This window comes from Vibrio neptunius (genome assembly GCA_019339365.1).
Classification (GTDB): Bacteria; Pseudomonadota; Gammaproteobacteria; order Enterobacterales; family Vibrionaceae; genus Vibrio; species Vibrio neptunius.
Genome location: CP079859.1, coordinates 2,451,992 through 2,477,037, shown reverse-complemented (window position 1 = coordinate 2,477,037; position 25,046 = coordinate 2,451,992). Strand labels below are relative to the sequence as shown.

At 44.4% G+C, this 25,046-nt stretch carries 26 protein-coding genes and 3 pseudogenes; 17 read left to right on the top strand and 12 right to left on the bottom strand.

Annotated elements, in window-relative coordinates; translation table 11 throughout:
• Positions 1-145 precede the first annotated feature (145 nt).
• A complete protein-coding gene (locus tag KW548_11755) occupies positions 146-1,441 on the top strand; it encodes a hypothetical protein (protein QXX05843.1) in 1,296 nt (431 codons plus the stop codon).
• A gap of 503 nt (positions 1,442-1,944) precedes the next feature.
• Here the strand turns inward: KW548_11755 and KW548_11750 are convergent.
• From KW548_11750 to KW548_11725, 6 genes and pseudogenes are all read right to left on the bottom strand, one after another.
• Positions 1,945-2,885, bottom strand: a pseudogene (locus KW548_11750) (hypothetical protein).
• 18 nt (positions 2,886-2,903) lie between these two features.
• Entirely contained in the window at positions 2,904-3,644 is a 741-nt protein-coding gene (locus KW548_11745) for an SDR family oxidoreductase (protein QXX05842.1), read from the bottom strand.
• Positions 3,645-3,651: 7 nt separating this feature from the next.
• The gene (locus tag KW548_11740; protein ID QXX05841.1) at positions 3,652-4,824 is read right to left on the bottom strand and encodes an MFS transporter; all 1,173 of its coding nucleotides are present in this window, start codon (positions 4,822-4,824) and stop codon (positions 3,652-3,654) included.
• Between the two features lie 88 nt (positions 4,825-4,912).
• Positions 4,913-5,902 carry a cysteine synthase A gene (gene cysK, locus KW548_11735; GenBank protein QXX05840.1) on the bottom strand — a complete coding sequence of 330 codons (990 nt, stop codon included), beginning with the start codon at positions 5,900-5,902 and terminating at the stop codon, positions 4,913-4,915.
• 15 nt (positions 5,903-5,917) lie between these two features.
• The gene (locus KW548_11730; protein QXX05839.1) at positions 5,918-6,694 is read right to left on the bottom strand and encodes a YqcI/YcgG family protein; all 777 of its coding nucleotides are present in this window, start codon (positions 6,692-6,694) and stop codon (positions 5,918-5,920) included.
• A gap of 2 nt (positions 6,695-6,696) precedes the next feature.
• Positions 6,697-7,470: an arginase family protein gene (locus KW548_11725; GenBank protein ID QXX08055.1), complete on the bottom strand. Its 774-nt coding sequence runs from the start codon at positions 7,468-7,470 to the stop codon at positions 6,697-6,699.
• Between the two features lie 544 nt (positions 7,471-8,014).
• Here KW548_11725 and KW548_11720 point away from each other — a divergent pair.
• From KW548_11720 to KW548_11645, 16 genes are all read left to right on the top strand, one after another.
• Positions 8,015-8,233: a hypothetical protein gene (locus tag KW548_11720; GenBank protein QXX05838.1), complete on the top strand. Its 219-nt coding sequence runs from the start codon at positions 8,015-8,017 to the stop codon at positions 8,231-8,233.
• A 349-nt stretch (positions 8,234-8,582) separates the two neighbouring features.
• On the top strand, positions 8,583-9,914 hold the full coding sequence (locus KW548_11715; GenBank protein QXX05837.1) for a PLP-dependent aminotransferase family protein: 1,332 nt from the start codon (positions 8,583-8,585) through the stop codon (positions 9,912-9,914).
• Positions 9,915-10,418: 504 nt separating this feature from the next.
• On the top strand, positions 10,419-11,009 hold the full coding sequence (locus KW548_11710) for a TrmH family RNA methyltransferase (protein QXX05836.1): 591 nt from the start codon (positions 10,419-10,421) through the stop codon (positions 11,007-11,009).
• A 132-nt stretch (positions 11,010-11,141) separates the two neighbouring features.
• Positions 11,142-11,717 carry an NAD(P)H-dependent oxidoreductase gene (locus KW548_11705; protein ID QXX05835.1) on the top strand — a complete coding sequence of 192 codons (576 nt, stop codon included), beginning with the start codon at positions 11,142-11,144 and terminating at the stop codon, positions 11,715-11,717.
• A gap of 325 nt (positions 11,718-12,042) precedes the next feature.
• A complete protein-coding gene (locus KW548_11700) occupies positions 12,043-12,573 on the top strand; it encodes a hypothetical protein (GenBank protein ID QXX05834.1) in 531 nt (176 codons plus the stop codon).
• A 92-nt stretch (positions 12,574-12,665) separates the two neighbouring features.
• Positions 12,666-13,064, top strand: coding sequence for a FosG/FosC2 family fosfomycin resistance glutathione transferase (gene fos / locus KW548_11695; protein ID QXX08054.1), 399 nt, complete (start codon positions 12,666-12,668; stop codon positions 13,062-13,064).
• 188 nt (positions 13,065-13,252) lie between these two features.
• Positions 13,253-13,636, top strand: coding sequence for a DoxX-like family protein (locus tag KW548_11690; protein ID QXX08053.1), 384 nt, complete (start codon positions 13,253-13,255; stop codon positions 13,634-13,636).
• Positions 13,637-13,791: 155 nt separating this feature from the next.
• Positions 13,792-14,133, top strand: coding sequence for a hypothetical protein (locus KW548_11685; protein QXX08052.1), 342 nt, complete (start codon positions 13,792-13,794; stop codon positions 14,131-14,133).
• A gap of 93 nt (positions 14,134-14,226) precedes the next feature.
• Positions 14,227-14,997 carry an N-acetyltransferase gene (locus KW548_11680; protein ID QXX05833.1) on the top strand — a complete coding sequence of 257 codons (771 nt, stop codon included), beginning with the start codon at positions 14,227-14,229 and terminating at the stop codon, positions 14,995-14,997.
• 128 nt (positions 14,998-15,125) lie between these two features.
• On the top strand, positions 15,126-15,542 hold the full coding sequence (locus KW548_11675; protein ID QXX05832.1) for a VOC family protein: 417 nt from the start codon (positions 15,126-15,128) through the stop codon (positions 15,540-15,542).
• A gap of 273 nt (positions 15,543-15,815) precedes the next feature.
• Positions 15,816-16,229, top strand: a complete 414-nt coding sequence (locus tag KW548_11670; GenBank protein QXX05831.1) for an NUDIX domain-containing protein — start codon at positions 15,816-15,818, stop codon at positions 16,227-16,229.
• A 153-nt stretch (positions 16,230-16,382) separates the two neighbouring features.
• Positions 16,383-16,865, top strand: a complete 483-nt coding sequence (locus KW548_11665) for a YbaK/EbsC family protein (GenBank protein ID QXX05830.1) — start codon at positions 16,383-16,385, stop codon at positions 16,863-16,865.
• Positions 16,866-17,164: 299 nt separating this feature from the next.
• Complete coding sequence (locus KW548_11660) at positions 17,165-18,256, top strand: ribonuclease T2 family protein (GenBank protein ID QXX05829.1); 1,092 nt, start codon at positions 17,165-17,167, stop codon at positions 18,254-18,256.
• A 226-nt stretch (positions 18,257-18,482) separates the two neighbouring features.
• Positions 18,483-19,178 carry a hypothetical protein gene (locus tag KW548_11655; protein ID QXX08051.1) on the top strand — a complete coding sequence of 232 codons (696 nt, stop codon included), beginning with the start codon at positions 18,483-18,485 and terminating at the stop codon, positions 19,176-19,178.
• A 245-nt stretch (positions 19,179-19,423) separates the two neighbouring features.
• Positions 19,424-19,906 carry a tetratricopeptide repeat protein gene (locus tag KW548_11650; protein QXX05828.1) on the top strand — a complete coding sequence of 161 codons (483 nt, stop codon included), beginning with the start codon at positions 19,424-19,426 and terminating at the stop codon, positions 19,904-19,906.
• A 133-nt stretch (positions 19,907-20,039) separates the two neighbouring features.
• Positions 20,040-20,213 carry a Lacal_2735 family protein gene (locus KW548_11645; GenBank protein QXX05827.1) on the top strand — a complete coding sequence of 58 codons (174 nt, stop codon included), beginning with the start codon at positions 20,040-20,042 and terminating at the stop codon, positions 20,211-20,213.
• A 193-nt stretch (positions 20,214-20,406) separates the two neighbouring features.
• On the opposite strand, the gene KW548_11640 is transcribed toward KW548_11645, so the two are convergent.
• The 6 genes and pseudogenes from KW548_11640 to KW548_11615 form a co-directional block, all read right to left on the bottom strand.
• Positions 20,407-21,084 (bottom strand): ester cyclase, encoded by a 678-nt coding sequence (locus KW548_11640; protein ID QXX05826.1) that lies wholly within the window; start codon positions 21,082-21,084, stop codon positions 20,407-20,409.
• A 74-nt stretch (positions 21,085-21,158) separates the two neighbouring features.
• On the bottom strand, positions 21,159-21,788 hold the full coding sequence (locus KW548_11635) for an EamA family transporter (protein QXX05825.1): 630 nt from the start codon (positions 21,786-21,788) through the stop codon (positions 21,159-21,161).
• A gap of 106 nt (positions 21,789-21,894) precedes the next feature.
• Positions 21,895-22,050 carry an EamA family transporter gene (locus KW548_11630; protein QXX05824.1) on the bottom strand — a complete coding sequence of 52 codons (156 nt, stop codon included), beginning with the start codon at positions 22,048-22,050 and terminating at the stop codon, positions 21,895-21,897.
• Between the two features lie 3 nt (positions 22,051-22,053).
• A pseudogene (gene hemB, locus KW548_11625) lies at positions 22,054-23,003 on the bottom strand (porphobilinogen synthase).
• A gap of 156 nt (positions 23,004-23,159) precedes the next feature.
• Positions 23,160-24,363 (bottom strand): annotated as a pseudogene (pcaF, locus tag KW548_11620) (3-oxoadipyl-CoA thiolase).
• Positions 24,356-25,042, bottom strand: a complete 687-nt coding sequence (locus KW548_11615) for a dienelactone hydrolase family protein (GenBank protein QXX05823.1) — start codon at positions 25,040-25,042, stop codon at positions 24,356-24,358. Before KW548_11615 ends, pcaF begins: the two are co-directional and overlap by 8 nt.
• Positions 25,043-25,046: the final 4 nt, after the last annotated feature.

Sequence of the window (25,046 nt, the reverse complement as noted above, 5' to 3'; positions counted from 1 at the left end):
AGCTGCGATGGTCTTTTGGTGTGTGGTCTTTTGGTGTGTGTCCTGAATTTAATCCACTGAATTTAATCCAAGCTTTTTTGTGCTACCAGTGTATTACCCTAAGTGTTATTATTCACATTAAAAATATATAAAGGTAATATTATTTATGAAATTTTTTTATTTTTTTAATCTAATCTTGAGCTCTACACTAATATGTTCTAAATCATATGCTGATGACTATGAAGAACTAAAATCATACGCTAACGATTACAGTGTTGATGTGAATTCTTTGAATAATATAACCTCTGGCCCTGAATATTTAGCATTGAAAAAACTAGCCGAACAAGGTAACTCTTATGCAATATTTTATACAGCTAAAAATGTTTATGGTTACTCTCGTTCGGGAGAGGTTATTAAATATAGGCGGGCATTCAATAAGTTTAAATTACTTGAAGCTAACGGTGATAAACAAGCAACTAAATATATCAAGAAACTTAAAGAAGATTTTGGCTATGATTTTTCTAAATTTGATAATAATATTCAGAAGCTTAGAGTGCAATCTCTCTCAGGTGATCTTAAGTCAACTCTTAAACTGGCAAGGCTTTACTATAGAGGTAAATCGGTTCCAGAGAGTTATGATGAAGCTCTTAGATTGGCCAAGCTTGCTTGGCCAAAAGTAAGACAGGGAGAGTATACAGAGTTCTTTTTAGATCTTTATTCGGTTTACAACAATATAACCTTCGACAAAAACGAGACGAAAAACTTGGTCGCTAAAGCAGCAGAATCAGGTAATGTAAAAGCGATGATTATCATGAAAAATTTAGAAAGAAACAGAAAGGACTATTGGGAAAAAAGAATTTTTATTACGCTTATGGCTCAAGCTCAGCTAGGTAATTCACAAGCACAATATATGCTTAGTAGTGAATTTAAACATCTAGAGCAGTTTCTGGATATGTCTGTTGAAAATGAGAATGCAGATGCGCTAAGGTCGAAAGCCCTTGATGTTAGTAGTGCTGCGACCAGGTATAAGGAAAACAAGAATGCGAAAGAACAATTTGAATTGGTGTTAAATCTTTTGGAGAGGGCCTATAAAGCTGGAGATAGGTCAGTTTCTGGTGATTTAGGAATGATGTATTCATATGGGCATTTTCCGCTAACTTTTGGCTATAAAACTATAGAGCCTATTGTTTCTCCTGATATTCAGAAAGGATTGGAATGGTACAACATTTATGCCCGTTATGGGGATGGCGCAGAAGGTTTAGGCGAACTTTATTATGAGCTTGGTAGGTATGAACAAGCTTATTTCTGGAGTCACATTGGTTTTCGGTATCAGGGTTCCAGACATGCTGATGAGTTGGAGTACATGTCGGCACAGAAGATAAGCACTGAAAAAAAAGCATTGTTAGAAATGCAGGCTTTTAATTGCGTCGCTTCTGACTATACTGCTTGCTCGATTAATTGATTATTATGAAATAATTAAAGCTCAAATTAATAAAATGATAAAATCCTTCTTGGGTGTATCTTAAATGTATGTGAACATAGGCTATTTATCAGTGTCTTTTGACGTATGTCCTGAATTTATTTAAATCAAAATTACTTTACTCCAATGTAGTCATTTATGATAAATTATCTGTCGGTCAAGCAGATAGAAAAACTCGACTGCCTGTTATTAATATGATGTGTTTAGGATAAGATAGTGCTAGAAGAAGCAAGTAGTAAGAGTGCTCTACGAAAGAGAGCTGATGAGATAAAAGATTTTAGATGTAAAAATCTTATTGTTGTCTTAGAAAATACTACGTCACTGAAAAATATAGAATATTAGGTGTCTGCCCCAATTAGATTTGCCAGGATCGTGGTAACTGGTTTTGCCCTAAAGTTTGCTACGCACCTCTAACCAACCACTTTATGGGACAGGAGTTTGAACTTCTTTTTCCAATCGATGTGCTGTCCGATAGTAGGCTGTTTTCAAACTACTAAATCTTGGTACGCGATAACCTCTTTTGATTGTGCTCTATCAATAATTGACCGCACAAAGAAATCCACGGATTTAGGCGTAAGTGGTAGGCTTAATGATGGCTCTGTGATCTCGAGTTCCAACAGCAGTGGCATACCGTTCTTATCTTCAATGAAGTCTAGTCTCGCGTACAAAAGCGGTTTAGAAAGCTCAAGGTTACTTTGGACTATATCCAGTATACGCTTTGCTAGGGCCTTTTCTTCACTGTTCGCATCCTTTAGCGTGCGAAATTCCATGTCAGGTTTTTTGGTTTCCCCCGTTCCGCGAGTAATGGCTCTTTCTTAATCGCATGAGAATACGTGTTGTCAAAGTAAATCATGTTTGTTTCACCATGCTTCTCAATTGTGTTGAGATAGGGTTGAAAAATGACGCCTTTTTCCAACTGTAACAGGTAGCGCACATGCTGAGTTATTTTTTCTGAATTGTCGATCGAAAGACGAACGACACCAAATGAATAGGCGCCGACTGTTGGTTTAATCACGACTTCGTTTATTTCCCATTCGCTATCTTGAAGACTGGCGAGAGCTGCTTGAATCTCTGTTTCTGAATAAATGATTTCAGTCGGGACAATGGGGACCCCTTGCTTCTCCAATAGCTTCAAGTAACTTTTGTCTGAGTTCCATTCAATGACTGATAGAGGATTAAGCAACACAGAACTCTGTTCAACCTTTTGGCAAAACTCGATGAACGGTTTTACTTTTTCCATATAGGTCCATGGAGAGCGCAGTACGACCACGTCATACATTGACCAATCAGGATGAGCGTTATCCCAGAAGATGACATCCGCTTCAACGTGAGTGCGCTTAAAAGCGTCGATTATTAGGGGCATATCATAGTCGACGGATAAGCTATCGCTATCCGATACCAATGCGACTTTCTTTGTTTTGAGCATTTAACGACTCCTTTTTTGCTACCAGGGGAGGACAGTTCCCATATGAATAAACTGACCACTGACTGAGTTGTCTGTATCAAGTACCAATTGTATTGCTGTGAGAGCACCTTCCTTGGGGGTCAACATCCCGTCCCCATCGTTTAAGTCAGTCTTCGTATAACCCGGATGGATGCTATTGACCGTAATTGAAGTATCTCGAAGCTCATAGGCAAGATGAGCTGTCCAAGAGTTGAGCGCAGTTTTTGAGGCACTGTACGCAGGGAGTGATTTGAATTCATCCGTGTAGGTATAGGAGGTGGTATCACTATGTAACGTCACTGAACCCAACAAACTTGAAACGTTGAGTATTTTGCCTTTTGTCGAACGCTTAAGTAATGGTAAGAAGCGACAAGTTACGTTTACCGTACCAAACAAGTTGGTGTCGAACGTTTCCTCCCATTGTGTGAGTGGTTGCTCAGATGGAGATTTGCCGTATTCTTCAATCCTAATCGCTGCATTATTAATAAGAATGTCGATTTTGCCGAACAAGTTTTCAACAATGCGAACAGCTTCTTGGATAGAGTCGTCGCAGGTAATATCCATTGGTAAGCAAAATGCTTCGATTCCTTGGTCGCTCAATGTAGTAACCGCTTCGCTAATCGCTACAGCGTTTCTACCAGCAAGTAGTACCGTATGACCTTGTTTGCCAAGTGCAGTTGCAATTTCAAAACCGATGCCTTTATTGGCTCCAGTGATGAGCGAAATCTGTGAATTTGTCATATTGTTCCTAGCTCTCAACTTTCATAAAGTGAGTTTGTTTCTTCGCTTCGAACAGTTTGCCGGTGCCAATAATGGAACACAGAGCAAGTAGAAGTGTTATGAAACTGAGTATTGCCACCCAGTTTCCAAAGCGTTGTGCTATAAAACCAGATGTAATGACAGGTATCGAGAATCCAATATACGAATAGATGTACATGCCAGCCGTAGAGCTTGCTTTATCAATGTTACGGTTACTGGTAAATTGAAACAGACTTGCCATGTACGTGAAACCATAACTTGAGAGGCTAGTACATCCTGCTCCAAGAAGAATGATTGTGATGGATTCACGATAGTAACCAAGCGCTATGAGGCTAAATCCCAACACCGTCAAGAAGCACCCTAGGAGTAGACTTGTGTTTGAAGACAAGCGCTTGGCAATGTGTTGAGTCAGAAAGCCGGTGCAAATAGATAGGAAGACCATTAAGCCAGTCCACTCGCTAAGACCTACCTCATTGAGTAGTATTGGGACAATGGCGATGACCATGCCCGTAGTTGCCCAAGCCATCATCATGCCTAGACCATACGTCCAGGTATTGGAGGGAAAGCAAGGCAATGTAATTAGAGTGAGGTTTGGTTGAATAGTTTGAGTGGTCGGTAAACGAACAAGCAATAGCATCAACAACGGTGCGAGCAGAAATACGCTTAGATAACTGTATGGTAGTACGCTCATACCCGCTACGTTCAAACTCGTACTCGTGGCAAGTGCGCCGCTACCAAAACCTAAAGACGTCGATGCTGCTACCAGCAATGTCCCGAATTTTAGTTCTTTCTCTTCAATTAGGTCATAGATGTAGGCCGAGACAGATGTTGTGGTCAAGGCGGTAGCAATCCCTAGTAGTAATCTTGCGACAAACAAAGCGGTCCAATTTGGCTGAATAACTAGCAGTGCCGTTGCGATGACACTCAACAGAAGTGCAATGGATATGGGCGGTTTTCTACCCACTTTATTTGAAATCCCCCCCAGCATTAATAAGGTAGGTAATAGCCCTAACACATAGGCTGCAAAGGCGATGGTTACCGCCGCGGTTCCCATGTTACTGCTTTGGACATACACTCCATAAAGTGGAGCTTGCAAGTTTACGGAGTAAGTCACGCAGAACATGATCAACGCCAAGATACTTAATGAAATTCGCTTTTCCATACGATGATTCCTTTCATGGACAATTCTTTCTGATTGAGAATACTTTTCACGCGCACAATCAACATACTCTCAGTGCTAAGAGGGAGAGCTAGGCATCACATTCAGTCGTGACAGACTCTTCACCCCAAGTCTTAATAAAAGGGTCCGTTTCCTCATTGCCAAGTTGATCGAACAGCTCGGTAGACAAATATCGTTCACCTGTATCTGGCGCCATCGCCAATATCACGCTTCCTTTAGGAGCTGATTTTGCCACTTCTAAAGCGGTTGCGACCGTCGCTCCAGCAGAGATGCCGACAAGGAGCCCTTCGGAACGGGCAAGAGCACGTGCAGTCGTGATCCCCAAATTACTATCGATAGTAACGAGGCTATCCACCACATCCTTATCCAAGACGTTAGGTATGAAATCTGGGGTCCAGCCTTGAACGGGGTGCACGGTCCATTCATTCTTAGCGAGAATCCGGGCTCCTTGAGGTTCGGGGACCACAATTTCCACTCCCGGTCGTGCTACCTTCAGCATCTGTCCGATACCTGTGAGAGTTCCGCTTGTCCCAAAGCCTGTGACAAAGTAATCCAAACGCTTACATGCAAAGTCGGAGAGTATCTCACTTGCAGTGGTCTCGCGGTGATATGCAGGGTTAGCCGGGTTATCGAACTGACGCGGTCTGAACCATCCATTCTGAGTAGCAAGATAGTCGGCAATTCGATTACCACCGCTACTTCCTTGCTCGCTCGGAAATAAGATAACTTCACCACCGTATGCACGAATCAGTTTCCTGCGTTCTAGCGAATAACCATCGCCCATGACGGCAATAAATTTGTATCCTCGTGCTGCAGCAACCATAGCGAAGGCAATGCCAACATTCCCTGACGTGCACTCAATAATGGTGTCTCCTTTCTTGAGCAAACCTTTAGTTTCAGCGTCCAAGACGATGGAGAGTGCAAGCCTGTCTTTGACTGAACCAGCTGGGTTAAAAGACTCAACTTTGACATAAACCTCGATTCCCTTTGGAGCAAGATGATTGAGTTTGACAATGGGAGTGCGCCCCACTGTTTCTATGATTGAGTTATATAAAGGCATTTGCGTTCTCTCTAATTACTTTTTATTTGATTTGATGGGACATTGGCTTGGCCGTCTGACTCTTGCTTCTTGCAACTGATATTGACGCCATTCAAGATTTTCTTGTTCGCCATAAAAGCCCAACTCTGTGGGCATTACTCCATCGTTGTAGGTTTTGACACGATTTCGAATGCGCTCGCGAGCCTGCCTTCCACCTTTCGTTTCGCCATTAGCGACGATGTCAAAGATTTCTCTGGCATTAATTACAAAGTTAAGTCGTGAGCCGAGATTTCGATTTTTAAGCTCTTTATGTTGATCCGAACTCATGTTGATGAATAGTTCGACTGCGTTAAAGCAATATGTCCATTCAGCGGCTTCGGGGTCGGTAGGAACATTCCGAGGCCATTGAGTGATGTCGTGCTCATGTGTCCAATTCAAGATCTCCCAACCAAGTTCGTGTGGTTCCATTGAAGATGAAAGCTCAGGAGAAAAGAAGACCACTAATGGTGAGAACATACGCTTATTAACTGGTGTGACGTTAAGCATATCTGTATAGGCAATCAGACCATGCAGAAACTGATAGTAACCGTTGCGACCGTCTGGCTCACAAAACAGTAGGTGAATTGTCTTAGCGCTCCACGCTCTGCGGCTAAACAGGCAAGGAAATTCTGGGGCTTTGACTCTCACACTGAATTCTTCCCACGCCTCCCTCTTCCACTTAGGTAACGTATGTAGTTTTGGCAACAACTCCGCATGTGTATACAAAGTTTTATGGTGAGTGTTAGGTGCGAGAGAGGCGGGACTCGTTTTCATGGTTACAGACTCTTATTTTGTTTGAATAGGGCATCCACAGCTTGAAGGATAAGATCTAGCCCTTTCATATTGGCTAATGACGAATGGCTATCCGCACAAAACTCAGCAAGTTCTAACCCCATGACTTGGTTGCTTGGAAGTGACTCGAATAGTTCCAACAATTGGTCGATTTTCAATCCGCCTTCAACCTTGAAGTCAGCGGAAATCTGCCCTGGATCCATAACGTCCCAATCCACGTGAACCCAAACTTTAGAATCTCCAATGAAGTGGATGACAGATTCTGGCGTCAGAGTTGAAGGGGGAAAGTGCATGACACCTGCGTTGTTCACGTTATTCAGTTCTTCTTCATCAATGTCATGCACGCCAATGAGAGCAACATTGTTGGGTTTGACGCCAGAGCCAAAGCCGCTATCCCAAAGACCACAAGTGGCGGCCAATACCATACCGCCGAGGTAGCCTGTTTCGGTTGTATCTGGTGTATTAAAGTCACTGTGTGCATCGATCCACAGAACTTTTATGTCAGGAAAAGCTGCTGCGACAACAGGGAGTGTTGCTAAGCTTGCTGAGCAGGTATTCGAGGCAAATAGGACGGGGTGGTCACCACTGGCAAGCAATCGGGAGATTTCAGTCTGTAATAGGTCGAGGGTTTGTTGAGCTTCAGGGAGTGCCAGACTCCAATCATCTGACTTTGCAGGTGATCGCTGCCCTACGTAATTAGGTGTGAGTTTATAATGTAGCGCCAGTTTATCAGCCGTGAGTTTTGCGCCCTCTAGCATACGATCTGATCTGTCCGCCACACGTCCTTGAGAACATAGAATTTGAAAAGACATTTAAAAGATTTCCATACCATTTTAAAAGGAAACCGATTTATAACCTAGATTAAATAGACATAAAATACAGGATGATTATTATTATGTTTATCATTATAAGAATATGCAACTTTAATAATTATGGGAATGATAATTATATGTGCTGATTTGGATTTCTATTGTAGGGAATATGTTCTTTTATTTACATTTGTGTGGGATAAAATTCCAAATATATACTTGTGACATTGCTCGTAAAATTAATATTTTATAAAATAAGCATTTGTAAATATTGTCTGTAATTCTGTTTTTGAGTTCGAATGCTTTATATTAATTTAAAGTTACCATCTCATTAATATAAAAATAATTGTATCTATTACAATTCTTTTTGTAGTTATTGTTAATAATTGAATAATATATTAATTGATTAAGCATTGTATCTATTACAATGTTGCAATTGCTCCCTTTAGCAAGATAGTTGTCCATTATTAAAATTTAACCAGTATGGGCGATAATGAGTGAGTCCTGTCTCGTATTCCAGCAGATAGAAAAGAAGCGACTTCCTCCATACTCAATGTCAGTGAGTGAGCTATCAAAAGAAGGAGGCATTAGCACCGCGACCCTATATCATCACAGCAAGCTAGATTACGTGACGCCTTCAGAACGTCAAAATGGAAAAGATGAAGAGATCTTGAAGCGCGAGCAGAGGTATTGCTTGCCACAAAACTGTTAAACACAGAGCGCTGGCCTGGCGATAGCAGGAACTGCGAACCAGTTGGTGAAGTAAACTTAAATCTAGAAAGAGAAGCTGATGAATAAGTAAGCATATGACGGAATGCTTGGGTGAATGGCAGACACCGCGGACAATGTGCCGTGCAGATTGCCCGCTATTGAATAACCAAATTGTCATCACCTGAGAGAAAACAGCATCGAGTTAGACCATTACTGAGCTCCACAAACTTTTCCTTAAGCGATGAGTTTCACGCGTTAAATACTTGTATCAACAATAGTTATCTTGTAAGAATACTAAAGCATGCAAGTAGCAACATGCTTTAAAAATCATATATTTGCGAGGCCTATCAGTGAAGGCGAGATATAAAAATATTGTAGATAGATATGCGGATGCGATTAGATCTGGTCGGTTACATGCAGGTACAAAATTGCCAACGCATCGAAAACTCTCCGCAGAAGAGTCAATATCGTTAGCAACGGCTACAAGAGTCTATGCAGAGTTGGGGGCGATGGGGCTCGTCAGCGGAGAGACTGGAAGAGGCACATTTGTTAGAGACATTAGCTTACCGACAAGCCATGGCATGGACCAACAAATGATAGCCTCTGATGTAGTGGATTTGAACTTCAACTATCCAACCTTACCTGAGCAAGACGAACTGTTGAGGAATGCGCTACGCACTCTATCACTGTCGGAAGGGGTCGATACTCATCTGCTTTACTCACCTCATGCGGGATCGAAGAGTGACCGCGAGACCTTCGCGCTCCATTTTTCAAAGCACGGAATGACCTTTAGTGCTGATGAGTTGCTCATTGTTAACGGTGCTCAGCACGGTTTAATGGTTGCAGTAATGGGGTTGCTACAGCCGGGAGATGTGGTTGCAGTAGATGCGCTTACTTACCCTGGCTTTAAAGCACTAGCTCAGCTCTATCATATTGAGTTGGTCCCTGTTTCGTTCGATTATGAGGGGCCTGACTTACGAGCACTTCGACATTTGTGCATTCAAAGAAAAATCAAAGCATTGTATACGATGCCAACCTTGCACAACCCGTTGGGCTGGGTCTTGAGCGATACACAACGCATGGAGATAGCAGAAATTGCTCGTCTCTATGATTTTCTAATTATTGAAGATACCGCTTACGGTTACTTGGTCGACAACCCTCCATTACCGATTTATCACCATGCACCTGAAAGAACGGTCTTCATTACTGGTTTTTCAAAAAATGTTGCGACAGGACTTCGTGTCGGTGTAGTCATAGCGCCCCAAACTCTAAGAGCAGATCTAGAAAGAGCAATCCGCGTGACAACATGGAATACACCATCGTTATTGACTACCATAGTTAGGAATTGGGTTGAAGACGGGGTGGTTAAACAGCTAGAGGAAAAGAAAAGAGCAGATGCTGGAATGCGCCAACGTTTGGTGAAGGAGATTTTAAGCCCGCTCGACTACATTAGTCATCCTGCATCTTATTTTATTTGGCTTCCTTTAGATGAGGGTGTTCGGTCAGACCATGTGACAACTTCGCTTATTAAACACAATATTTCGGTCTCTACAGCTGCTCCGTTTTGCGTTACTAAAGTCGTACCTCATGCACTCAGAATTGCGCTCGGTTCAGTTACACCTTCAACGTTGCGTACAGCATTACAGACTATCAAGGACTGTATTATTGATAACTATCGCTGAGATTTTCTGTGATGTCCTTGTCTAACCCTCATCCTTTACTCGACACATTGTTAACACCGCCTCTTAACATGAAATTTAATATCACAACCATCTTTCTGATATTGGTAACGATTGCTATTTTTTAGGTTTTCGTGCCGAAAGTCTTTGTTCATATATAGCCTTAAATACAGGGTTACATTGCGTATTTTGGCGTGTGTCCTGAATTTAATTAAGCCAAAATTACTTTACTCCAATGTGGTTATTTATGATAAATTATCTTTCAGTCAAGCAGATAGAAAAACCAGACTGCCTGTTATTAATATGATGTGTTTAGGATAAAGATAGTGCTAGAAGACGCAAGTAGTAAGAGCGTATTTTGGTGTGCGTATTTTGGTGTGTCCTGAATTTAAGTTAACTAAAATTACTTTACTCCAATGTGGTTATTTATGATAAATTATATGTCAGTCAAGCAGATAGAAAAACCAGACTGCCTGTTATTAATATGATGTGTTTAGGATAAAGATAGTGCCAGAAGAAGCAAGTAGTAAGAGTGCTCTACGAAAGAGAGCTGATGAGATAAAAGATTTTCGATGTAAAAATCTTATTGTTGTCTTAGAAAATCCTAAATCCCTGAAAAATATTGGCTCAGTTGTTCGCAATGTAAATGCACTTGGTGCAGAAAAAGTCTATATCGTAGACGAAAACCGAGATTTGCCAGAGGATTGGCAGGATATGCGCCACTGGAACCCACTCGTAAAACCCTCTGTTTCTGCAGTTAAGTGGAGTTTCGTAAAAAGATTCGATTCGACACAGTCATGTCTAGACCATTTGGCAGCGAATAAGTTTTGTTCTGTTGCAACTTCTCCTCATATGAAGGGTAAAATCAACGTTGAGCTTAACAACGGTGATTTTACACAGAAACGTTTGGCTATATGGTTTGGTAATGAATCAAAAGGCTTGAGTGAAAATGTAATAACATCCTCTGAGTTTTGTGTCAGCATTCCCATGTTTGGTATCATCGAGAGCCTAAATTTGGCAACTTCAAGTGGAATTGTGTTGTACGAAGTGACGAATCAACGTCGAGAATTTCAAAATCTAAAATATGGTCGTCGCTAATATCATACCTAGCAAGTAGCTCAAGATGTACTAACAGCGTTTTACTGTTAATCAGGCTTAATGTTTTGGTTTAGTATGATGGTTGGCGTCACTAGCCGCTTAGCAGGACGTTAGTATTCGATAGGAGAGAACATGTACATTTTGGTAGTCAGTTCGAGCTTGGACCCAAATAGTCGAAGTCGTCAAATCGCTAAGCTCTGTATTGATGAGCTACAGTCGTTGGATAGACAAGTTAAATTTGTTGATTTAGCCGAATTTAATGTGCCGAATTTTGACAACGACAAAATATATCAGACCGAACAATATAAAGCGTTACATAAACTGACGTCTGAGGCGAGTGGTATCGTGTTATGCAGCCCTATCTATAATTGGGGATGTTGTTCCGAATTAAAGAAGTATATTGAATATGTTGGGTCGACACCTCCTGATGGTAGTCTAACTGGTGCACTATTCGATAAAGTAGTGACGTTTGTTACCTCAGCAGGTCTACCTCATAGTTACATGGCTGATTCAGCGCTCTCTACGTCATTGAGTATTGACTTCAAGTGTATTATCAATCCATACAACCTATATGTTCATAATCGTCATTGGGTCAATGATGTCCTTTCGGATGAAAGGAAGCCTAGGCTTGAAAAATCTATGAAAGTAATGGATGAACTCTGTAGCTTGTTGAGTGCTAGAACCTATAAATCTGGGTGGGAACTGTAATGCTGACAAGTCTACCCTCCGAGCCCGGTGTCAATAGCAAGTTTTAGCGAGATTCTTATCTTATATTACACCATCACTTAGCATCGAGTTTAAGATCACCAACACCTTTCTTATGCAGGCAGCGATCACGATTTTTTAGGTTTACGTGCTGCAAGCTCTTTTGGTGTGTGTCCTGAATTTATGTCCTGAATTTAGAATTAGCGTGTGTCCTGAATTTAGAATTTATTTGAATTTATTGGAATTTATTGGAATTTAGAATTTACTGGATTTATGGTGTGATTTGGCTGTTAGATGAAAGGGCCAATTTCACCTTTTGGGAGTCTAAATGGTTTTTATAGCGAAATTATTCATTGCCATAGTAGTGCTATTGACGCTGGCTGGTAGTTATATATTAAAGGAAAAGAAATGGCTTCTTTCCGCTATTATTGCGCCTTTGCCTAGTGATGATAAAGCTAAAGTGTTGGATTTCTTTGATCAAAGCAAGAGTGAGCATTTTGATGAAAAGCTTTTGTCTACTCTTGGGGAAGTTGATGAGAGTAAATACTGGTTAATGTTCCGTATTGATTGGTGTGATACTGACGAGGTAGAGGCCCAAGCTAACGCAATGACGAAGACTTATAGCATGGAAGATAAATTTCATATTAATGTCTCAGTCGAAGGTGCGTCTGTATGGAGTTTATTAGTGGTTTATGATCGTTGGCTGCAAGAAAGAGGTTATCAAGTGGTGCTTTGGGATCAAGGCTCAGATGAATACTGTGGATTTATATGTAAGTCAGAAGTTCTTCGTCGATTTATAAGAGCAGGGAAATTATCTGGATTGAAGTTGATGAAGCTAGACCATGCAAATGAACAATAGGTTTGGTGAAGGTGTCCTCCAGCAAACCGCACAACAGAGATTCGTAACGCTTGGCACTTTTCATTCCATTGTTGGGTTTTATGGAGGAAGCGGTGATTTTAGGATTAAATCATATCACCATTGCAGTGAGTGATTTGGAGTCCTCTCTTAAGTTTTATAGAGAGACTTTAGGTTTCACTGCTCATGCAAAATGGGATAAGGGGGCTTACTTATCTGTAGGCGAGCTCTGGTTTTGTCTTTCTCTTGATGCGCCCTGCGCAAAAACTGACTATACCCATATCGCTTTCGATATTGCATCTGAACAATTTGAAACCTTTGCGAAGCGTGTCGTTTCATCGGGGGTGGAAGTATGGAAAGAGAATAAAAGTGAAGGACAGTCACTCTACATTTTGGACCCTGACGGTAACAAATTGGAGATACACTCAGGTTCGCTTGAAAGTAGGCTGAAATCCCTAACAACGAAACCATACACTGGGCTGGTTTGGCTTTAAATACAGGCGTTTCTCCTAGCGGACTGTTCACAGTTGGCATGATCTATTAAACCAAACCCATCAGTTATGTTTTTGGCGAAATTCATCTGTTTAGAATGGGTGATGTATATCTACTGGTTGTTTTATATGGAAATTATAAGAGGAGTCGTAATAATGCAGTGTCGTAAGTTGCCGGAGGCATTAGTGTGCTGAATATCATCCAATCAGCTCGTTATGTCATTGGACTGACGTGGATTTACCATGGATTGTTTCCAAAACTATTACAAGTTGCACCATTAGAGCAAACAATGACGGGTAGCTTAGGTTTTTCCGATGAGCATACCTATATGTTGATTAAAGCCGCAGGGGTTGGCGAGGTCATCTTTGGGCTGGCGTTTATTCTGTTTTATCGGATTACATTCATTCAAGTGCTTAATCTGGTTGGTTTGATTGGGCTGTTGGTTTTCGCGTCAGTTGTGGCCCCTTTCAGTCTAATGGCGGCCTTTAATCCGGTTACCACTAACGTTCCTCTGATTTTATTGGGGTGTGCTTTGTTGCAGCACACAGTAACCGTCAGTGAAAAAAAACTATAGTAAGCGCTATCAATGGGCGCGTTGTCATTGTTTCTTCTTTAAAAAATAATAAATACAGTGAATTAAAAGATTTTAGGCCGTTTGGTGAACTCCTTTTATTCTAAGGTGAAATGTTTAAGTGGCAGAATAAGAAAGTAGGAGACTATGGAGAAATCATGGAAGTAGTGACCATTGAAAAGCATGTATCAGAATACCCTGATCCGTTTTACTTGAAGCAAGGAGATAAAGTCTCTCTGGGTGCAATTGATGATGAATTTCCTAACTGGATCTTTATCACGAGTAATAAAGGAGAGCAGGGCTGGGCGCCAGTTCAATATATCGAAAAGAGGCAAGGCAGCTCTGAAGGTATTTTGCTTCAAGATTATGATAACGTGGAGCTTAACACCGTCATTGGCGAAAGCTTGTCAGTGCTGTATGAGCTCAATGAGTGGTATCGCGTTTCGAGGTCAACGGGAGAGATTGGTTGGGTACCCGTGCGTTCGGTACAACGCGCGTAACAAGTTTAAGAATGAATCGCACCGCGTTGTGTTTTTATAAGGCGTAGCTCACCCTTAGCAGAGCGTTAAACGTCATTCAATATCGAGGTAACGATGCAAGATAACAGCGTCAAAGATGTATATGGCTCTTATTTTCAATTTAATAATCAGCGAACTCTTTCCACAGATTTAGAAAGTGAGCTTTTTACGGCTGAGTCTCTAGGGTGTTCAGTTTTTGTAGACAAAACACGTAAGTATGACAACCAGATCATCATTCATGATGTTGTCTCTAAAGAAGGCTTAGAAAGCCATTTGAGTTTGTATCAGCATAGCTTTTCTCCAGAAATCTCTATCGAGCCACAGGCCAAAACCCATGAATTGCAGGCGTGGTTATCAAGCCATGAGTTCGTGCCAGCTTATGAGCATGAATTTCTCGAACTAAGAGCAGTAAATTACGTAGCGATTGCAGAAGCATCTGACGAGATAACGGTTGAGCGATGGACACAAGATAATGCCGATGCGTTTCTAGCTTTACTCAAAACGTCAGGTCTAGAGTGCTCAGATGCAATTTGGCAGAAGAAACGTTCGCTTTACTGCACAGATACCTTTCGTTGTTATGTTGCAAAAATAAATGGCGAGCCGTGTGCGTGGGCAACGAGCTTTATCGACAATGAATTTGCAATATTAGCCAATGCGTATACACAAGAGAACTCTCGTTCAAATGGCTGTCAAACCGCTTTGCTGAGAGCGAGAATCTCAGATGCCATCTCTCTGGGTGTAAAGGTGCTTTTAACGGATGTCATGCCAAACAGCACGAGCAGTAAGAATTGTAAAGCGGTTGGTTTTTCTCGTGTTGGTGTCCGAAGTGTGTGGTGTAAAGACTAGAGAACGACTATGAAATTTAGAGCAGCTTACAACGCTCGGCAGGGTACTCCTAACGTTAGCCAGTGTTTAAGCAGGGATGTTTACGTTTGTGGTATGCTGCCGGTCGACATCTTTAACGAAGGAATACGATGAAACAGAGCATTGTCCATGTCGCTTTAGTGGTGAAAGACTATGATGAGGCGATTGATTTTTACGTAAACAAACTCAAATTTGAGCTTATTGAAGACACTTATCAACCTGAACAAGACAAACGTTGGGTGGTTGTCGCACCACCAAACTCTCATGGTGTTACCTTGTTACTGGCTAAAGCCTCTAAACCAGATCAACATGACTTCATTGGTAATCAAACCGGCGGTCGAGTCTTTCTGTTCCTCAATACTGATGATTTCTGGCGTGACTTTGAACGTATGAAAGCGATAGGTATTAAATTTGTTCGAGAGCCAGCTGAACAGGACTATGGCACGGTCGCTGTATTCGAAGATTTGTATGGAAACCTATGGGATCTTCTTCAATTAAACCCCAATCATCCAATGGCGACAAGGTAGCATAACACAAGCAATCAATTCGCCTTTTCCAACATGATATGCAGCATGTGGAGTATTGGTGTAAGGTTTCTATCGCGTTCACACTGTCACTTGGCGAAGAGAATCAACTTAACATCGCTATCTTCTTCGCTAAATTGTCGTTTTTTTTCGCGGTCGTTTATATTCTGCGACTAAAACAGACATCTACCACATTTGGTGACTAATACGAGAGTGGATGTCTAGGATTTGTTACTTAGTGACATTGAATAAAAGGTTTTCAAAAAGGAGTAAAGTTTGAATAAGGAAGTACGAGTAGGTGTCGCTGCGGTCATTCTGAGGGAAGGACGTGTTTTACTCGGGGAGCGTATTGGTTCTCACGGTGCTCATACATGGGCGACACCCGGCGGGCATCTTGAGCTGGGGGAAAGTATTGAAGAATGCGCAAAGCGTGAAACACTCGAAGAAACAGGTTTATCTGTCGACTCGTTTAACAAACTAGGTTTCACCAATGATGTTTTTGCAAAAGAAGGTAAGCACTACGTAACATTGTTCGTGGTAGCTTCTTGTTCTAGTGGAGAGCCAGAGGTTATGGAGCCGGATAAATGTAAGCAGTGGCAATGGTTTGAGCTGGACCAACTCCCTGAGCCGTTGTTTTTGCCTCTAACAAACTTATTGGAGGAATCGGTAAACTTCAGTCAATATGGCTAACAAATTCGTCAAGAGAAAAATGCAATGCATGGCATATTTTTTATCCATTCGTTTTAACGTTTAAGATGGTGTGCGGCGGTATTGATCTTGCGTTGCTCACCCTTCAATAGTGCGGTATGTTTATCGTCCAGTCAGCGAAACTAAGGAGAGTATATGTCAAAGGAACTGAAGTCTTCGTCAATGAAAGTACAAGAGTTTTTATCTCAAAACGGCCAAGATTTTGTCGTGCAGGAGATGCCTAATTCTACACGTACAGCATCGGATGCTGCTGAATCTATCGGGTGTACAGTTTCCCAAATAGCCAAGTCGTTAATCTTTAAGCATGGAGAAACAGGTGAGCCTGTGCTCGTTGTTGCCTCTGGCTCTAACATGGTTTGCGCTGACAAAGTCAAACAAGCGACGGGGATAACTCTTACCAAAGCCGACGCTTCTTTTGTACGTGACAAAGTGGGTTACGCTATAGGCGGAGTACCGCCCGTCGCTCACAATTCATCAGTCCACACCATTTTAGACCAAGACCTAAATCAGTACTCCGAAATCTGGGCAGCAGCAGGAACACCCAGTTCAGTGTTTAAGCTGAATCCACAGAATTTAGGTCAACTTACTCAGGGACAGTGGATAGATTTAGCCAAATAAACAGCACACATATTTCAAGTCGGAATCGCAACCCGCGGCATTTTGATGATGCGTCAGCTTCGTATTGTGTTTGTCCTCTTAGTAAGAAACTGAGGGGACTTTTAAAATTAAAGGTGAAAAACACAATGCAATCAACTAAAAGTTAGATCCGTTAGACCATGATGACTGCCACCCAAAGCAGTTTGGGAACGAGCAATCATAGCAGAATAACCTACAAAGGTTCCGAACCTATGCGTTTGTATGCATTACTATAAAGCGGTCAATCCATCACCGATAGTCAACGTCAAAGGAAAAAGAATATGATTCGTTTTAACAAAGGGTTTGTACAGTATTGCAGGCTTTTGATTGCCTTGCTGATGAGTGTATTGTGGGCTCCGGTAGTGACGGGCGCGCCCCAACTGGCAAGCGGTACCTTTGTAGCCAACCAATCTTGCCCAGCCTACCAAAGTAAAAACAAACAGACTAATCCTGGTCAGTGGATGACCCAAGCCCAGCGTCATTATCAGATCAACGAGGTGATTGATTCTCCAGTTCTGTCTTGGGTACGGATCACGGTTCCAGGTGCTGAGCCTGAACTACGTTGGGTCAATGCCTCCTGCGGTGAGGCGACCTATCAAGCACGCAAGCCTCAGGAACAAGATGCTCTTAGCACCTTTTGCCGCACTCCAGGGAAAGCGACTTCGTATGTGTTTGCGGTGTCTTGGCAGCCGGGTTTTTGCCAGACCGTCTCCAATTACGATCCTAAGCAGAAACCGGAATGCGAAGTGCGCGATGAAAGCGTTAATTTTGCTAGCAATTTTGTTATTCATGGCCTGTGGCCTAATCACCCAAAATGTAATGGGCAGAATAAACGCCCGTGGTATGGCTATTGTGGTGACGTTCAAGGTAAACCCGAGAAGAACCCGAATACGCCGACATTCTGTGATTACCCGCCTGTTGAGTTGTCAGAAGACGTTCGTCGCCGACTGGGTCAAGCGATGCCAAGCGCGAAATACGGTTCGTGTCTACAACGACATGAGTGGCACAACCATGGTACTTGTCAGACGGTTTGGGATGCTGATGGCTACTACAACCAGTCTATGGCGTTGCTTGAACAGGTGAATACGTCGTCGTTTGCCCGCTTCGTGCGAACTCACATTGGTGAAGAGGTGGCGGTCAAAGATCTTAGAGTCGCATGGCAAACGGCGTTTGGCCAAAACACCGATCAGCAGTTAAGGCTTCAGTGCCGCTCTCACGCCAAGCGTTCTTATTTAACAGAACTTCAAATCGCTCTGCCGCTGGAGGTTGAAAAGCAGACCGAACTGGCCGCGTTGCTTCATATGGCCGAGCCGGGGAAATTTAGGCAAGGAAAGTGCGGTGAAAAGGTGTACATCGATCCTATCGGGCGTTGAACGATGTTCTAAATCATAAGCGTTATTGAATCAATCAGTGAGGCTAATGTCCCCGTGCTTAGCCTGAGAGTACGGGGACAGACATACACGGTTCGATGCTCATCGAAGTAAAGTCTTGCTGTATAGATATACTGAGCCGAAGATGATCGAACGGGCGGTACAAGTTGGCCCGTACAACCACGCTCGCATCGCTGGTGGCGACGCGGCGACAATCAGGATAAAGCCTTTGAAATCTCTCCCCTTACAAGACTATTTGAACACTCATTATCTTCGCCGCAGTGAGCTGGCGGAGAGGCTCAGTGTCCGCGCAGAAATGCTCACCCAGCTTATCGCATCCGGTATGATCCCATCATGGTCATATAAAGTAGAAAAGGGCTCAGTGTATACGCAAGTGTTTGGCCAACATTCAGCATACGGCTGCGTCAGCGATGAGTATTTTTCCCCGTGTGTCATTGACTGGTATCACCGCCATAGGCGGCAGTTCCCAGATTATGAAAATATCCCCAACCTTTCCGACCAACTTCGTGGTCAGTTTTTGTTGACGTTTGCAGAGACGGCGAGCGCAAATGTCGGTTTTAGGACAGTCTTTGCAGAGGCGATGAAGGATTCGGACACCTTGCAGGCAATGGCCGCCTCCACTTGGCAGCATCACCTGCAAGGAACTTTTGGGGTTTGCGTGCGTCAACCATCTAGTGTTGCCAAACTGATTGAAAAACAAGTCGCCGTGGCGGCGCTGACTCGTATAACGAACAATGGTCAAAAAAACACATACACTGAACAAGAGCGATGCGATTGGCTTCAGTGGGTCTCGATATACGATCAAGTGGCCATGCCATTTTCGCCCGTTGACTATCCGCAATCGAGCCGAAAACGTTTGGTCGATGACGTGTTGGAGGTTTTAAGGCCTGACAAACGTCTGTAACTGTCCACATTAGGGCATCAGTAGGGTGCGCGAATAAACCAAGCTGTGATGATGGCTTGCTTTCTACTATGAGCTAGATGACGGCGTGCAGTGTTTGGCGCTATGTTCGAGACAATACCTTCACACCAAAGCGAAAGCAGCTGATAGGTGGCACTTGGTGTAACGAGGTAAAGTGACACACAGGAGCACTCACACTCATTGAGGACACACAACGCTTAGCAACGGGGCGAATACCAGAGGAATGTATGGAAGATATCATTAATCAGGCGATTAAGTTGCGCCAAAGCGAAAATTACTGCGAGTCCAGAACCTTGTTGGGGACATTATTGACTGATGAAGATTACGCTGCCAAAGCGCACCTGCAGATCGCGTGGTCCTATGACAATGAAGGCAAAGAGCAAGAGGCTATTAAGCATTACTTAGCGTCGCTGGCGGGGCAGTTGTCCAGTTGTGAGCGTCTAGATGCATTATTTGGCTTGGCCAGTACTTATCGAAGTCTAGGGGAGTACGCCAGCGCTTTGAACTATTTTGAACAAACGCTGAGTGAGTACCCAGATGCCATTGAGGTGCGTCCTTTCTACGCGATGTGCTTGTACAATGTCGGCCGCTCTAAACAAGCCGTTGAGTTATTGCTAGAGCTGCTTGTATCGACCACTAACAGCGATGCGATTAGCGCCTATCAGCGTGCGATTCTACTCTACAGTGAAGACTTGGATAGAACGTGGTAGGGCCGAATCCGAGGGTGGTGGCTGAAAACTCGGTGAATTATTGCCATGTGTATGTCGTCTAATATAGGGGATATTTGACCTAAATGATGAGAGGGTGCGTATAGAGTAAAAAAATACACCAAAGAAGGTCACAATGTTTTCATTTCTTAAAAGTAATCCGATGAAAAAGCTCAAGAAACGTCATTCCATGTTGCTTGAACAAGCGATGCAAGCCCAACGACGTGGAGATATTCGCACCTACTCGCGGCTGACCGCAGAAGCGGACGAGCTTTACGGTCAAATCAAGGCTTTGCGCTCTGAACACTAAGACACTAGTCGATATGAATCGCAGCAGGCTCAGATTCATGATCACGCTAAGTGTGTCCTCAAAAAAATTGTCTAACGCATAGATAAGCCGAATGTTATGGGCGTGCTGCGTCTGACAACTTGAGCTGTTGCAGGTTTGTGTGTTTCGCTCTAACTCCTTAGTTTTGTAAGAGGGTAATGAACCCTTGAACGCACTAGGCGGCTTGTTTGAGGTAGAGGCCCATTCGGATCAGCAGTTCAATCGTGTTGTTTTCACAGATGTAGGCCATAAACATTTTTTTGTTGCTGACGTTGAGCAACTCGAAGGCGCGCTTGAGGTGGGTTTGCACCGAACTGTCTTTGATGTGCAGCGTCGACGCTACTTCTTTGACTGACAAACTCAGAGTCGAGAGCGACAGGCACTCGACTTGACGGCGAGTTAAGAATGGAGAAAGCAATTGCGGGATGATCGAATACAATTCATCTGACACCTTGTTTGACTTTATCGATGCTGAGCTCGGTGCATAGCCATCGATTAGCTGATTTAGCAGGCCTTTTGTGTCGACAACGGACGCGTAGTGACTGACTTTATTATTGACGAACGTCAATTGGGAGCGGCCCTGATAAACCAGTCCTTTGCCTGTCGCGGACACGCCCAGAAATTCACCTAAATGTGTGCCTTTGGCGCTCCATTCGATAACGATGTTGTTGTCGAAGGTGGTTACCCGGTCTTCCCTGTATTCGAGCGTCGGAAAGGCGCGTTGCCACACTTTGAGTGTCTCACAAAAAGAGCTGGAACCGACCGACAGTTGAAGCGGGCTTTCAATCACAGTGTTGGAGGTCATAACGTCGGTCACGGCCTCTGTCACTTTGTCGTTCCAAATACGATCCATAAGCTGACGTGCGGTCTGAACGCACGGTTGGCGATGAGTGAAAATACGCACCTTCCTTTGTTGTACGTGTCGGTCTACGCTTTTCTCAGACGTTGAGCGAGCGTGGTGAACTTGGTGGCAGGGAGACTGCCAATCAATAGCCCTAGGGCAATCAGGCTACAGCTTACCACTTTTTGGGTAGTAATTACCTCATCAAACCAAACACTTGAACCAAATAAGGCAAACAGGGGCACAAGAAGTGTAAATGGAGCAACATGTGATAGGTGATAGGACATCACCAATTTATTCCAAATCCAGTAGCCAAATAAGGTGGTGAAGTACGACTGATACACAATGGAAAAGGCCCCAGACAATGTCATATGGTCTATTAATGTAGTTAGCCCTTGCGTGCCCACCTGAAGATAAGACAGGAAACACAGCGGTAAAGGGGCAAAAAGCATCGACCACACACTGAAGGCGAACACCTGTTTCGTTTGGGATCGCTTGAGTATTACCCCTGATAACGACCAACATAAGGCTGCGATCAAAATCAGCCCTACACCTGCTGAAGTGACAGAGCCGTCAGTCACCGTCAAACTGAGCGTAAGACCGCACAAGGCGATCACTGCTCCTATTGAACGTTGAGGACTGACTGACTCTTTGAGTAACCACCAGCCTAGCCCCAAACCGAACACTACGTTGGTTTGGATCAGTAAAGCGGCCATACCTGGAGATAAGCCCTCACCGATTGCCCAAGTAGATAGCCCCCAAACCCCAACTGAAAATGTCAGACCATAGGCCGCGAGGTATCCCCAGTGGACGTCAGGTTTCTTAACAAAAAAAGACCGCTGGGATCGCTGCCAAAGTAAAGCGCAATGCGGTCAACAACATGGGGTCTAGAGCTTCCAACCCCAGTTTGACGACAGAAAAATTTAGCCCCCAAATTGCCATGATGAGCACGCATAGGGTGTAATCTTTTAAGCTCATGCCTTACTCCGTTATTGGCATCGTACTTGGTGCTGCTTGCTGCCACAACGCGAACTGCTTGGCAAAGTAAGTGACAATGAGATCAGCGCCAGCTCGTTTAAAACCGGTTAGGGTTTCCAACACCGCTTCCTGCTCGTTGATGACGCCCATTTGTGATGAGCATTTAATGGCCGCGTATTCTCCGCTGACCTGATAGGCAGCCAGAGGAAGCCGTGTTTGAGAACGCAACTGAGCTAAGACGTCTAGGTATGGGGTGCCGGGTTTCACCATCAAGATGTCAGCACCTTCTTGCTCATCAAGAATGGCTTCACTGAGAGCTTGACGTCCGTTGGCATAGTCGAGTTGATAGGTGTGTCGGTCACCCTGAAGTTCACACTCCACTGCTTGACGAAATGGGCCATAAAACGCCGACGCAAACTTCGCACTGTGCGCGAGGATCGCCACCTTATTAAACCCGGCGGCATCTAAACCTCGACGGATCGCCCCGACCTGACCATCCATCATTGACGATGGAGCGAGCATATCGGCTCCAGCCTCTGCGGCATTAACACATTGCTTGACTAGGTTCGCCACTGTTTGGTCATTGTCCACGTCCTGATCGGTGATGGCTCCACAATGTCCGTGCGTCGTATACTCACAGAAACAAATATCAGGAATCACCATCATGTCTGGGCATGCTGACTTAATTGTACGAATCATACGGCTGAGCAGGCCGTCTCGCTGCCAAGTGTCGCTGCCGATGTCATCTTTGTGATGACTGACTCCAAATGGCATGACGCAGCGGATCCCAACGCATCCAGTGTCCTGATCTCATCGGCCAGCTTGGATTCAGGGAGTCTTGTTAACCCTGGCAGGCCTGTGATGGGCACTGGAGAAGAGAGGTTTTCTTCAATAAAGAGTGGATAAACTAAATCGCGCAGTTGTACATCATGTTCACGAACCATGGTGCGCATGATCGGGGTGGTGCGTAAACGGCGAAGACGTTGGGTGATCCCTAGTTGAGGGGTAGAGCTGGAGGAAGATTCCACAGAGGTGACTCCTTAATGTGGGTAATGAGAAAGGCGACGAAAGGCTCCAAGGCCATGACGTCGCCCGAATAAGAGCAAAAATCAGATGCGCTCGATGATCATGGCCATGCCTTGGCCGACGCCGATACACAGACTACATAGTGCATATCTTCCCTTTTGCGAGGCCAACTGATTCATCGCCGTTCCAATCACCCGAGCCCCGCTCATGCCTAGAGGATGGCCGAGTGCGATCGCGCCACCATTGGGGTTGAGGCGTGGATCTTCAGGACTAATGCCTAAATGTTTGACCACGGAGATCACTTGAGATGCAAAGGCTTCGTTGAGCTCAATCACATCCATTTGGTCAAGAGATAGTTGAGTCAGTTCCAACACCTTTTTTATCGCCGGTGCTGGACCAAAGCCCATTATGCTGGGTTCTACGCCCGCGCAGGCCGTGGCGACGATGCGTGCCTTGGGCGTCAATTGGTGTTCGCTCAGTGCTGACTCTGAGGCAATTAAGAGTGCTGCGGCTCCATCGTTAATGCCAGATGCGTTGCCCGCCGTAACAGTGCCATGTGCCTGCACGACGGGTTTAAGTTTGGCTAAAGTCTCGAGAGTAGATAGCCTAGGATGTTCATCAGTATCGACCACTAACGGATCTTGACGCCGACGCTGTACCTCGATTGGCACGATTTCGTTGCAGAAGAAGCCGCGTTCTTGCGCCGCCGCGTATTTGGTCTGACTTGAGCGAGCAAATAGATCCTGCTCGTGTCGGCTGATGCCAAATTTAATGGCAAGGTTTTCTGCCGTTTCTGGCATTGTGCATGCGCCGTACTGCGCTTCTAGCTTAGCGTTGATAAAACGCCAACCCATGGTGGTGTCATAGAGTTCAGCGTTGCGTGCGAACGGAGCATCGGTTTTTCCCATTACGTAAGGAGCGCGTGACATAGATTCGACTCCTCCGGCAATGATAAGGTTGGCTTCGCCCGATTTAATGGCCCTCGCGGCCGTGGATACTGCTTCCATCCCAGAGGCACATAGTCGGTTGACGGTAGAGCCCGGTACTTCAGTGTCCAGTCCGGCAAGCAGTAAACTCATCCGTGCCACATTACGGTTATCTTCGCCTGCTTGATTCGCACAGCCTAAAAATAACATCGTCGACACGGCGCCAATCGACCGTGGTATGACGCTCAGTGAGTGCTTTTAAGGGAATCGCAGCGAGATCATCAGCTCGGATCGAGGATAAGGCGCCGGCATATCGACCGATCGGGGTTCTGACGAAGTCACACAGGTAAGCATTAGACATGGGCAACCTCCTCATCTGCTGGCGCATAGCACGCGGTGATCAAGCCTCTGGCAAGTTCGATTTCCGCTTGACTGACGTGATGCGCGCGTTCGCTCGCGATCTCAAGATGAACCTGTGCACCGAGTTGGCCAAAGTAGGTGGCCGTTTGCGTCACGCGTTCGGCGGGGACCCAAGTATCAGTGTGACTACCTGATAGCAGCATAGGCATGCCTTCAAATACCGGCTTCGGAGCGGAGGCCACAGGACACTCTGGACCAAACAGGCCACCAGTGTACACAATGGCACCGCCCAATGGTTGCAACGCGCGTCGAACGAACTCGGCGGCCATGCATGCACCTTGAGAAAAGCCTATGATCCAGATCCGCTGCCTTTTGACCCCTTGTGAGAGTATGGCTTGAAGGATCTGATCGATGACCTCTAATCCTTGATCCAACAGAGGTTGGTTGTCGTTGAGATCGCGAGTGAATCCACGTGGATACCAAGTAGTCTCTGGTGCACTTGGTAGGTAGTACGTCGCTTCCGTCAGAGCTAATTTATCAATCAGGTTCGCCATATCGTCTTCGGTTTGTCGGCGACCATGCAAAAGGATCACAACAGGGTTATCGTCACTCAACGGTGCCCCTGCTGTGCTCAGTGTATACGGGTGAATGTCAGTTTGAAGGGGTAACACAATCGTCATTCCT

Coding starts and splice junctions, on each gene's coding strand:
- KW548_11755 (QXX05843.1), top strand. CDS start 146: ATGAAATTTTTTTATTTTTTTAATCTAATCTTGAGCTCTACACTAATA.
- KW548_11745 (QXX05842.1), bottom strand. CDS start 3,644: ATGACAAATTCACAGATTTCGCTCATCACTGGAGCCAATAAAGGCATC.
- KW548_11740 (QXX05841.1), bottom strand. CDS start 4,824: ATGGAAAAGCGAATTTCATTAAGTATCTTGGCGTTGATCATGTTCTGC.
- cysK (QXX05840.1), bottom strand. CDS start 5,902: ATGCCTTTATATAACTCAATCATAGAAACAGTGGGGCGCACTCCCATT.
- KW548_11730 (QXX05839.1), bottom strand. CDS start 6,694: ATGAAAACGAGTCCCGCCTCTCTCGCACCTAACACTCACCATAAAACT.
- KW548_11725 (QXX08055.1), bottom strand. CDS start 7,470: ATGCTAGAGGGCGCAAAACTCACGGCTGATAAACTGGCGCTACATTAT.
- KW548_11720 (QXX05838.1), top strand. CDS start 8,015: ATGAGTGAGTCCTGTCTCGTATTCCAGCAGATAGAAAAGAAGCGACTT.
- KW548_11705 (QXX05835.1), top strand. CDS start 11,142: ATGTACATTTTGGTAGTCAGTTCGAGCTTGGACCCAAATAGTCGAAGT.
- KW548_11700 (QXX05834.1), top strand. CDS start 12,043: ATGGTTTTTATAGCGAAATTATTCATTGCCATAGTAGTGCTATTGACG.
- KW548_11685 (QXX08052.1), top strand. CDS start 13,792: ATGGAAGTAGTGACCATTGAAAAGCATGTATCAGAATACCCTGATCCG.
- KW548_11680 (QXX05833.1), top strand. CDS start 14,227: ATGCAAGATAACAGCGTCAAAGATGTATATGGCTCTTATTTTCAATTT.
- KW548_11675 (QXX05832.1), top strand. CDS start 15,126: ATGAAACAGAGCATTGTCCATGTCGCTTTAGTGGTGAAAGACTATGAT.
- KW548_11665 (QXX05830.1), top strand. CDS start 16,383: ATGTCAAAGGAACTGAAGTCTTCGTCAATGAAAGTACAAGAGTTTTTA.
- KW548_11660 (QXX05829.1), top strand. CDS start 17,165: ATGATTCGTTTTAACAAAGGGTTTGTACAGTATTGCAGGCTTTTGATT.
- KW548_11650 (QXX05828.1), top strand. CDS start 19,424: ATGGAAGATATCATTAATCAGGCGATTAAGTTGCGCCAAAGCGAAAAT.
- KW548_11645 (QXX05827.1), top strand. CDS start 20,040: ATGTTTTCATTTCTTAAAAGTAATCCGATGAAAAAGCTCAAGAAACGT.
- KW548_11640 (QXX05826.1), bottom strand. CDS start 21,084: ATGGATCGTATTTGGAACGACAAAGTGACAGAGGCCGTGACCGACGTT.
- KW548_11635 (QXX05825.1), bottom strand. CDS start 21,788: ATGGCCGCTTTACTGATCCAAACCAACGTAGTGTTCGGTTTGGGGCTA.
- KW548_11630 (QXX05824.1), bottom strand. CDS start 22,050: ATGAGCTTAAAAGATTACACCCTATGCGTGCTCATCATGGCAATTTGG.
- KW548_11615 (QXX05823.1), bottom strand. CDS start 25,042: ATGACGATTGTGTTACCCCTTCAAACTGACATTCACCCGTATACACTG.